At 40.2% G+C, this 11,341-nt stretch carries 5 protein-coding genes and 1 pseudogene; 2 read left to right on the top strand and 4 right to left on the bottom strand.

Annotated elements, in window-relative coordinates; genetic code table 11:
- The 4 genes and pseudogenes from NG798_RS25710 to NG798_RS25695 form a co-directional block, all read right to left on the bottom strand.
- Positions 1 to 599: pseudogene (locus NG798_RS25710) on the bottom strand (DUF499 domain-containing protein); the annotation flags it as partial.
- Between the two features lie 405 nt (positions 600 to 1,004).
- Positions 1,005 to 6,275, bottom strand: coding sequence for a RecQ family ATP-dependent DNA helicase (locus NG798_RS25705; RefSeq protein WP_261226575.1), 5,271 nt, complete (start codon positions 6,273 to 6,275; stop codon positions 1,005 to 1,007).
- A 410-nt stretch (positions 6,276 to 6,685) separates the two neighbouring features.
- Positions 6,686 to 7,372 (bottom strand): hypothetical protein, encoded by a 687-nt coding sequence (locus NG798_RS25700; protein WP_261226574.1) that lies wholly within the window; start codon positions 7,370 to 7,372, stop codon positions 6,686 to 6,688.
- A gap of 66 nt (positions 7,373 to 7,438) precedes the next feature.
- On the bottom strand, positions 7,439 to 8,179 hold the full coding sequence (locus tag NG798_RS25695) for a hypothetical protein (protein WP_261226573.1): 741 nt from the start codon (positions 8,177 to 8,179) through the stop codon (positions 7,439 to 7,441).
- 362 nt (positions 8,180 to 8,541) lie between these two features.
- Between NG798_RS25695 and NG798_RS25690 the strand changes: the two genes are divergently transcribed.
- Together NG798_RS25690 and NG798_RS25685 are read left to right on the top strand one after the other, a co-directional pair.
- Entirely contained in the window at positions 8,542 to 10,440 is a 1,899-nt protein-coding gene (locus NG798_RS25690) for a hypothetical protein (RefSeq protein ID WP_261226572.1), read from the top strand.
- 74 nt (positions 10,441 to 10,514) lie between these two features.
- On the top strand, positions 10,515 to 11,132 hold the full coding sequence (locus tag NG798_RS25685; protein WP_261226571.1) for a DUF4262 domain-containing protein: 618 nt from the start codon (positions 10,515 to 10,517) through the stop codon (positions 11,130 to 11,132).
- Positions 11,133 to 11,341: the final 209 nt, after the last annotated feature.

Here is an 11,341-nt window from a genome sequence, read left to right as displayed (position 1 = left end):
CGGGCAATTTCGTCTAAAATAATAACAGTAGGTTTACTGTCGGTGAGCCTTTCTAATACGGATGTCCCCGGACTAATACCGTTTATATCAGAGCCTTTGAGCAAGGAATAACCGTTAATTCCGCCAATTTGATAAGCAATTTCTCCCCACAAGGTGTAAGTAGTGATGCCGGTTTGTTGATGAAAAACGCCGTTTTCTGGATCTAAATCTCTGCCATCTATAGCAGCAACTTGGACAGCATAATCTGGAATAAAATTCAAGTCAGCAAAACGCTCTAATCCTTCAATTGTACGGCCTTGTTTACAAATATGCCAGAGGGCGATTTCGTCGTGAGTTTTCCCGCCGCCAAAGCTGGTTTCTAAGCGGATAACTGGTGAACCTGAGCCGGTGCCGGTGAGCCTGCTAAAAACTTCTCGAATTAAGGTTTTAATGCCGTCTGTAGGGAAAGTATTGGCGAAAAAAGTTTTAGGATTTTGATAGACGGGCGGGGCGTTTCCTTCTACCACAAGTCTTAATTTTGCTGCAAATAAATCTAAGGATAATTCTCCTGATAATATTTCTTCTCTAGGGGTGCAAGTGTCAAAAATTGATGGTAGCATTGATTGGTTTTTCCTTGCTTTGAGGTTATTTCTGAGACGATTAGCGTTTTAATATCTTTTTTTTAATTTAGGAGATAAAAAGTTTTCGTTATCCTTTACATAATTTGCTAACTCGATATCATTATTTTTTTTGATGAGCTAAATGCCTCCTACGGTTGTAGATGTTTCCTACTTTATCATAAAGTCGGTCGTTTTCAACCAGTGTCTACTATGCGTTTTTGGCTGAGTTTGTTGGGGGTAAGTAAGGTTTGTTATTCTCTGGCTACAAAATATTAGACTTGGGGAGGCCGGTGATAAGAGAAGGCCAAGCCTAGGCTCAAAGGAAAGAGAAAATCTTGCTTATTGGCAAGCCAGAAAAGTTACAACTGTGTATAATTATTTGCAATTTGTAACTTTTTAAACATATCACCGGCATACTCGAATTTGTGGAAGTAAGACAAACCAATTCTCAATAGTTTCTCCATTCAGAGGGTCATATTTGAGATGATTATATATCTTCCCAACCCTGACCTCCCCTGGCTGAAACTGAAACTCATTTACCACTATCCCTCGTTGTTTCAAAAAGTCATTATAGCTTCTTGATAAAGTCCCCACTTCTTGCCCTTCTGCAACAATTGCCCAATTATTTCCATACCTATTGGCTTTCATCTCTATCACATCCCCTTCCCGCAAACTTTTTACAATCTGTTGTTGATTCTCACTGAAAGCATAGCCCAAATTCACATCTTGAGGACTCAAATTTAAATAAAGCATCCGTTCTGGAAGAATAGCATCAATACCAACTATTGGCTGAGGAATGAGGCCGGTTTCTTTGCACAGCAGACTCGGTTCAACCGAACACAAAATTAACTCTTCTTTTGCCCTTGTCATTGCTACATAAAAGAGCCGGCGCTCTGATTCAATTTGATCTAAGCCTGTATTGAACTTATCAGTTAATAAAATAACCTTACGGAACTCCAACCCCTTAGCACCATGACAGCTTGTAACTAAAATCGCATTTTCTTCTAAAAAAACTCCACTTTTATTGTATTCCAATAACGCCATCACCACTTCCCCCGCCGTCATCGGTAAGCCCACATTCCCCCCAGCACAACCGCGTTCTAAATCTAAAAAATCGGCTATCTTCAGCAATGTTCTTACTGTTGGTTCTTCTAAATTACGATGCCATTCTATAAACCGTTCTGCAAACCAATTTCTTACCAAATCTTCCCCACCAAATACCGACACTTCTGCATTCAACTCTTCAATTAACCGACAAGTAATAAAATTTCGGCCTAACTTAATATCATCAGATTTTAAGGCATAAGTTGGAATTTTTTGCTTTTCTAGTAACAAACGAATCCCGCTCAAATTATCCCACTGGCGTGATAAAACTGCAATATTATTAGCTGCTACTCCCTCATTGAGCCAAGACTGGATCTTATCAGCAATCCAAGCAGCTTGAGATGACGTATTTTCAAAACCATAAAACCCTACCGGGACACCCACATCTCCTATTCGCGCCTCATTAATCCGCACTTGCTCAGTTGCTTCTTTTTTACAGCGCTGGCGATTATTTGAGATTACTTTATTGGCTACTTCAATAATCGCTTCAGTCGAGCGATAGTTTTCTGTAAGTAAAAAACGTTTGGCTTTATATTCTTGTTCAAATTGGCTGATATATTTAGGATTAGTACCACGAAAACCATACAAATTTTGGTCATCATCGCCAATCACACAAAGATTAATTTGCACCGATCTCGATTCGTCCCCAGAATCCCCTAACCCCGCCACCAATTTAATTAAACGATACTCTACCTCTGCTACATCTTGGTATTCATCTACAAAGATATACTCAACATTTCCTAGTAAATGAAGCCGGCGAGCTTGGCTATCCACATCTTCCAATTCATCTCCCTGCTCAATCAAATCACAGGCTTCTTTTAATAACTCTTGAAATTCTGCATCTGTTGAAAGCCGTTCTGAACCAGGAGTACAGCCTAAAAGTGAAAGTGCCAATCCATGAAAGGTAAAAACCTGCAATTGTGAAGCACCGGCCCCCACTAAATTTTGTAGTTTTGACCTCAATTCTTGTACCGCATTTCGATTATAAGCTAACACTAAAATCCGATTGGGATTTACTCTTTTTACCTTGACTAAATATGCAATACGCCGAACAATTGTTCGAGTTTTTCCTGAGCCTGGGCCGGCAATTACTAACAACGCCGGCTCTTCCGCTTCTACAATTTGCTTTTGCGTTGGGTTCAAATCTCCAATAATGCGCTGGTAATCTTCCTGAATAATCGGCCTTTTTATCTCTTCTACTTTTTTAGAAAACTGGGGGAACGCTTTGCCAAACTCTTTTTCTGATAAAATGAAATAATTGTGTACTAACTTCTGACGGGTTTGTTCATTTGGTATTTTTCCATACTCAATCATTAAGTGAGTGCGGCGTGTTTGCTGTTCGTAATAAGCTTTAATTTTTTGATATTCGGTAGAGATGCGGGTTTCTTTGCGGTCTTTAAAAACTCGAACCTTTAATGCTTGATGAAATAAATTAGCTCCATCTGTTAAACGTAAAATCTTTCGGTTGTGCATCCAAAGTAACACAGCCTTTAATTCAGTTTCTGACACCTTAACAGGGGCAATTCTTATATTTACATCATTGATCAGTTTATCTAACTCATAGCCAACGCGCAAACGTGCCCCTTTCATGTCTTCGAGGGTTTCATAAAATTGTCCAATAATCGCTTCTGCTATATTCTTATGGTGGTCAATGAAATCAAAAATTTCGACTTCCTCAATTCTTACTATATCCCGGTAAATCTTAATTAATTTTATCCATTTATCGGCATTCCATCCTTCTAAAATGTCCATCAGATCGGAAGCTCTAGTTTTTTGGGTGCGCTCTGGATCTAAGCGCGAGGCTAGACTTCGCAAGTTTACTTGAATATATCCCTGATTGCTCTGGAACTCTAGCAAAAATTCTAAAATTTTTTCTTCCAAACAGCGGATGCGTTCATATTGTTTCAGAGCATCCCCTTTAACTTCTTTTGTTACTAAAAATGTCAAAGGAATTTTAGCCGCCGCTACCCCCGCTTTTTGCAATTCTCGAATTCTACCCGTTAACTCCCTCGGATCTATCCCCGACTCATCACTGAGATGATCCAAAGGTACCGGCTGATTTTTCGCAGCGTAATGACGTTTTGCCGAGTACATCGCCATTATTAGCTTTTTAAATTGCTTAATTTGCGTCCTCGATAAATTTTTAAATTGTGCATATTCAACAAACTTTCGAGCGGATTCTTCATAAAGATAATCTGTTAATTCAAACTGAACATACGCGGACAAACTCTCTGCCCGTTCAATTAATCCGCAATTTTCTAAATATTGCAAAGCTACCTTTATTTTGATATCTCGATATTCTGCATCATTGGCAAATTCTCCCTCTAAATCGCTATTTTGATACATTTCACTCAGCGTTACCCAAAACCAATCTGGAGATGCGCCCCCATGAATACGATCTCGAATACTACGAATAGCGATAAAAATATTTCTTAATTCTGCTTCTGTTAGTTCTACTTGACTTTGCAAATAAAAGAGGATATCTGCGTCTTGTTCATTAAATAACAATGTACAATCTGCCGGCATCCCGTCTCGCCCTGCCCTACCTGTTTCCTGAATATAAGCCTCTAAATTAGGACTCATAGCGTGGTGGATAACTGCCCGTACATCTTTACGGTTAATTCCCATCCCAAAAGCACAAGTGGCTGCTATTACATTTAGCTCACCCGTTTTAAATGCTTGCAAGACTTCTTCTTTTTCTACATTTTGCATCTTGCCGTGATAATATCGGGCATCAATATGTTCTTGATTTAATAAAGTGCTTACCTTCTCAGCATTTTTGCGAGTAGTTGTGTAAATTAAAACACATCCTCCTTGGCCTAAGCTTTGCTTTACTTCGTTGAGTAAAATTGCTTCTTTATTTTTACTAGAAACGGGGACTACTTTATATTGCAAATTTTCGCGGATGCTGGTTTCAGTAATCACCTGCTTTATTTCTAAACCTCCGTCGTTCTTAAATAACTCTTTAATATCCTCTTGTACTTTCACCGTTGCGGTTGCTGTCATCAGCGCCAGAAGCGGCGGTGACTGGTTTTCATATAATTCATGGATATATTTAGGAATATATCGATAATCGGGCCTAAAACTATGCCCCCATTGGCTAATGCAATGCGCTTCATCTATTACCCACAAACTTGGTTTTTGATCTTCTAATAATGCCCTAATACTTGGCGATCTTAATTGTTCAGGGCTAATATAAAGTAGCCCTTTGGCTCCATCCCTCAATTGTTTTAAACGTTCCTGCCGATCTTTTACCTGTAAATTACCATTAATGAATGTTGCAAAATTTACCCCCATTTCTTCTAAATCTGCTACCTGATCTGCCATCAATGCTTGCAGAGGAGAGATGACAACCGTTAATGCCGCTTGCCTTTGAAATAACAGTAAGGCTACTACTTGGTAGCAAAGTGACTTCCCGGCACCAGTTGCCATGATGACAAGGGGGTTTTGATTGTGCAAAATTGCTCTAACTGCCTCTTCTTGTTTCCCTCTAAAGTTTTCCAAGCCAAATTGTTGCAAGCAAGTTTGATAATTTGGCAGTATCTCCAATCCCTCCCAGATTTCTTGAAATTCTGCTAAATGTGCCAACCATCCCGAAAAGGAGCGTTCTATATTTTTACAATTACTTTCATAATTCGCAGCTAAAATTCCAGCTAAACAAAGTCGCTCATTAAAAGTTTTTAATTGGGCTTGTTTCCAAAAAATCTCCAAATAATCCCAATCTAATCCGCTAATTACTAGAGGCGGTAAATTTTTGCAGTTAGGCGCTTCTTTTACCACCCATCGTAAAAATGTAAAAAATTGCTCGTAAGCGTTATCTGCATTTTCTTCCCCACAGCTTAGTAACCAAATATACACATCTCGCAGGATTGGCGGAAATTCTGCCCATTTTTCTATTATTTTCTGTAATAAATCCTTGGTTTCCCGTGCATCTTCTAGTGGGTTATTCAGAGCAAAACTACTCTTTTTATGTGCTTTTTTCAATTTATGGGAAGCATCTAATGGGTAAGTTAAAACAGATAACTCCAAGGTATCTACTACCAACCAAGATGATAACTGGGGTAGTTTTTTTATCAAGTATAAACAATCAAACCTGCGAAAATTATGGCCGCATATCTGTAAGCCAACTTCTTTTAATTCAACTAGCTGGCTAAGCCCTAGTTCTACATTGTCTTGACAAACTTCCTCTGCTAAATAAATCCAGCCTAACTTAAAAATCTCTCCGTCTCCATTTACCTCTAAATCTAAATATAAATAAGCATCATCTAAATTTGCTTGCTGCGCTATCTCAATTTCTTGTCGCCAAGCTAAATCAAAGGTTTGTGACTTTTTGCCATAAATCTTAACCGTCCTCAAACTGTCTCGTCCGGTTTCCCTTAAACAGGCAATAATTAAATCCACCATTTTCTGCTGCACCGGCACCTCAGCAGACTCTAACATTACCTGCAAATACTCATCGTTTAAAATCGTTCGAGCGGTTACTCCCAAGGGTTCAAGGAGTTGTTTGAGGAGCGCATCTATTACTTCTGCATTACTTGCCTTTGCCAGTTCCTCTAAATTCCCTTCTGTCATCACCAGCCCTCAATCCCTGAAAAACTTATCAAAACATTCTTTGCTGAGACTAATCTTTTTTGTTATTTGTGTCAATCAAAACCTAAACTTCCCGTTGGACTTCCAGCTAACGGTCTCATCCAAGATATGTTATGTTATATAACGAACTAAAATTTAATACGCACAAACTGGCAGCAGGAGGTTCACAGAGAAGGAACCGAGATGAACATCCCGCAAGGGCTACTTTACTCTCAAGCTGGCTCCCTGTGGTAAATAGAGCTTCTAAAAACTGGCTATAAAATCTTGCCTGTTGGTTCGGCTGATAAAGTAATGGCAAGCCGGCAGTCTGTATTAAAGAGGGATACCCGTGCAAAAAATGAAACAAAATTCATTTCTTTTAAGCGATAAATTCCTGTATCTGGCTCTTTTAACTATCGATAACCTTTATACTCGAAATCTGTTAAGCGTCCAGTACCTCCCACTTCGCACAATAGTTTAGTCCGATAGGCCAAATCTTCTGGATTATCAAGAGCAGCCGCCGTCCGCAACAAATCTGGTAAGTTTTTTTGTTGTGCTGTCAAAGCTTGAGGATTTGCAAATAGCATACTCCCATCTGTTAAGTCTGTGATGTAAACCGGATTAGGGTTAAAATAAAGGGCGTTAAAATCCAAATCCAACTCTGGCACAATTAAATACCCATCATGTAACGTAGAGCCTTCTTCTGGAACTCTATTTTTAAAAACCATACTTTGTTTTACCTCTTCAATTTGTTTTTTTGGTTCCCAACTTCTATTCAACGAACTATTAAGACATCTAACTGTCACTCTATCGGCAAGATTTAAAAGAATTATTTCCTCTGATAAAACCAGCCTATTTACCCAAATTAGGAAAAAGCCTATCTTAGAAGTCGCTTCAATCTCTAAATGCTTATAAGCCTTGTTGGGGGGTAGGATGCCAGAGTTCCAACACAAGCGGAATCGGCATTTTTTTAGTAGCTCTTTACAATTAGAGCGGCTTATAAACTTTTTTATTTGAATTTCATTGAATTCTCTTGCTAAATTACCAATATTTCCTTTTTTAAAGTAATTAGGCCAGAATTCGTCTGGTATATTCGCCACACAATCCTCCTTTCATTATAAGCTTACTTACCACCATTTTTGCAAACATAGCCACCATTTAGGTGCTTAGTATTGCACGGCTTTTTTTGGTTCAACATTGACCATAGAGTTATCGCGCAATGCTCGAAACTCAGCAGCGGAAATAGGGGTGTTTTCATCGCTCACTACTATAGCAAAAATTTCGCATTCTTGGTCAGTTGCTAAGCGCTTACCTTCCATAATTTCATTAAAATCCGAAGCACTAATTCCTTCCAATTCGAGCAAGGCTACGGGATTTTTTCCCTGAGAGTTTACAGTCGAACACCATTCTCCCAGCACAACTACTAATTCATTATCTTCTTGTTCATATTCCCCCTTTTTAGATAAGTGTTTACCTAACAGATCAGGGGCTAAATGCGGAGTAAGCCTAATAGAAAATTCGTCTTGTACCCTTAGCCAAAGCTTATAAAATTCGGAGAAATTTAACAAATCAAGTTTAGATACTATCTCTTGATAAACGAGTAAAGAACGGCTAGGACTCGAAGGTTCGTTGAGTGTTTTAGCTTCTTTTGCATTCTTAAGAATTTCATCCAAGCCTGCTAAGCCATCTAAATAATTTTCAAAATCGGCTACAGCTATTCCTAAAAAATTACAAATTCCTTCAGTATTGGCTTTACTTAAATAGCTACTAGATCCCTGTTTTATGCGACGCCAAGCGGGAGTGCTAATGCCGATTTTTTTTGCAAAACCAATATCGCTACCTTCTCCTAGCAATTCATAAAGGCGCAAAAACAAAGTAGTCAGTCTTATTTTTCTTTGATTAGACACGCTCCAAATCAGGCTCCTAGCTAATGATGGCTCTGGTGAAAAAAATAATGTTTTCAGCCGACTACCATCATCTTAATTCATAGCTAACTCACATAAAGCTATCAAGGCAGACTCGACAGAGCTTAAGTTCGCTCAAAGCCTCCTCTGCATAGCAAAACTTAAATAGCAACAACTCTTTACATTTTTTTTACGAGCCTTTGTTGCAAAAAATCTTCAGTCGCGGTAAATTAAGTCGTAAGCCATAACGCGACTGCGTTAGTCATAGCGTTAAATAAAGGCTACCTAGCTCCTAAAACCTCCAAAACAAAAAGGGACGATACCACTCGCCCCCCCAAAAATAATCGTTCTTACAGGCTATCACTATGAATACATCATCTACTCTCTACTGGACAAAGAATACACCTAAAGCCCTTATCACAGAAGCATTAGAAAGTTTACCGTTGTTGACGCAGCTTCTCTTAACCAACCTAAACGTCCTCGAACTGAATGTTATCGACACCCTACTGGATCTAAAGGAGAAGCTGGGTAATAAGCTGTTCAGCAAGTTTCTCCAGTCCCAATATCCCCTGACTGCCAAGGAAATCACTCAAAAGCTGGGGATGGCGGAACTCAAACAGAACCTTGAAAACGCCGGCCTCCTCAACCCCACAATACTAGATTTATTACTTCAGATTGGTACAGAAGGCTGTGCCGCCTTGGCCAAGGGTTCAGCCGAATTAGCAGTCACACTTATCAATCAGGTTTTTAAAGTGGCCGGGGCAACAATCCCCACTCTGCGAGCATTGGTCAAACGGGAAAATAAAGGATTTAACCCCTTCCCCACCGCAGAAGAAATCGCCCAGTACCAACCGGCCACCCTTGTTACCATCACGAAAAAGGGCAAGTTTAAGAACTGGGTTGCCGAGGTCATCGACTCGCCTGATATTCTCGGACGGGTTCAAGTGAGGCTGGTTAAGACTAACGCTAAAAAGACATTCTTCTGGTGGGAAATTGAGCTACATCAGTTAACCACGCCTGATATTGAAGAGGAAGTACCACCGGCCTTCATACCCCCGATTATCAACCAGTTTGTCCTGCAAGACAGAGACGGCAAATATGGCTGTCTTTCCGATAACGATATGGCGAACGTCAGAGAAGATGCAGAAACTTGTGCAAAACAGGATGCGGATGAAGACACCGGCACTCTAGCAATCAAGTGGAAACATCTGTTAGAAGCGGTTGAGCAGTATAATCTGGTGCCTGTGGAAAGCGTTTTGGAAATACAAACCAATGTTACACCGGCCCCACCATCTCAGAAGCTATTAAAACAGATTGCATGGGCAAGGGACAGGGTGGTTGGCCTACAAAGACAGATTGATCAGTGTGCGGGTTTGGGCGGAAAATCGGAAGAAATGTTGAAGCAGGGGCGGTTACACGCCCAACTGCATCTGGATAAAGCTCTGAAGATTTTATGTAGTGGACAGCCAATTGAGGAGCCGGTAGATGAACCGGCCACTGAGATAATCACCAAACTAGAAAGCGAGCGCGATAGTTTATTCAAAGAGATCCAGCAACTCAAAAGCCAACTCCAAACTGATTTTGATAACTCAGCGCCGGGGGATGTAACAGGGCCGGTGGATGTTCGGGGGTCGGTGGATGTCGATGGGCCGGTGGATCATTTACAAGAACCGGCCACCGAAATAATCAACAAACTGGAAACCGAACGCAATAATTTACTCGAAGAAATTAATTCACTTCGTGCCCGGTTACAAACCAACTCAATCAGTAACCCCAGCATTACTGATTACCAATTTGAGCCGGTAAGTAAAGTAGAGGATTTTAAAGTCGGTGATTGCATTCGGATTGGCGCTCCAAATCGGGACTTAAAATTTGGGGACATTGTGGTGGAAATTACCGAGTTCGGTGCAATAAAAACCCAATGGTTTGGGACACTCGACAACAACGACTTAAAATTAGGTTGGAAATTTGAAAAAGTTATCAACCCACTGCAACATTTAACCGTCTTACCACCACCACAACCAATAAGTGAGGAGTGGAAAAAGTTGGACGGGCCACTTTATGAAATTATGGAGATGGTCAATGCTCGTGGTGGTGATGTCAGATTAGAGCCGGTGAAAGGTTGCAAAATCTTACAACACCCAAGATTTGCAGATCATTGGTATCAATTTTTATCACCCACCGGCCAGAAATTATCTAAACCTTCAATTGATGGTGAATGGGTGAAAGAACAATCACTCGAAGATTGCGAATTGGATTTCTAAATCACTAGACCAACAATCAAACTCCCTCAAGCTTTAGACCCCATCTAAAGCTCTGGTTTCCTATACCCAAAATTATGTCTACCAACAACATTTTCTATCTGACAGTTGCAGCAGGCAACTATGAATACGCTACCGATATTCTCTCTGACTACATGAGGACTGCTGGTTATACCGCAGCCCTAGATTTAGTTGAAAGTATCCAGGAACATCCAGCCTTTTCTGTAAGGAAGAATTACGAGAAAACCATTGAGGCCGGTGTTTTCCTGAAAGCCCAACTTCAATTAAATCCCCCCATCCTCCAAATAATCGCTAATAACGTATTAACGCGAGGGTATCACTTAATCAATGTATTAGGGGATGCCAGGAAAGAACAGCCGACTGTTACTTACACCGTTGGTTTATTCCATACTTTCCATCACCCTGAGATAGTAATGTTTGGCGTGCCACGAGAACTATCTAATGTCGTTCTCGATACCTTGATAAAGAATTGGGTGATAGAGCAGAAGCAAGGTTTCATAGTCGGTGAAACTTACAGAGGTTTAACCAGTAGTCCGGCAGAATTCACAATAATTCCCCAAAACTTAGTAGACAGCCATCTCACCGCTTGTCGGTGGTTTTACTCAAACAAAAAATTCCCAGTATTGGAATGTATCTGGGGAATGAAATCAGCCAAACTGCCAAAGCTTTCCTAAACCATTAATCATTATGGCGAGGATGCCACCACAAATAAAACCGCTACGCGGTATCCGAACGAAGGTTTAACAGATTAAACCTTCCAATGAACCCATGAATACCAAAGAACACCCAACAATATCAAAGAGGCCAAAAAATGACCAAGAATCATCAAAATAATCAAGCAATCTCCGGTAATTCAGCAATCTCTGGTAATCAAGCAATTCAA

Origin of the sequence: Ancylothrix sp. D3o, from assembly GCF_025370775.1 — a bacterium.
Taxonomy (GTDB): Bacteria; Cyanobacteriota; Cyanobacteriia; order Cyanobacteriales; family Oscillatoriaceae; genus Ancylothrix.
The sequence above is the reverse complement of the archived record's forward strand: the minus strand, read 5'-3'. Positions and strand labels throughout refer to the sequence as shown.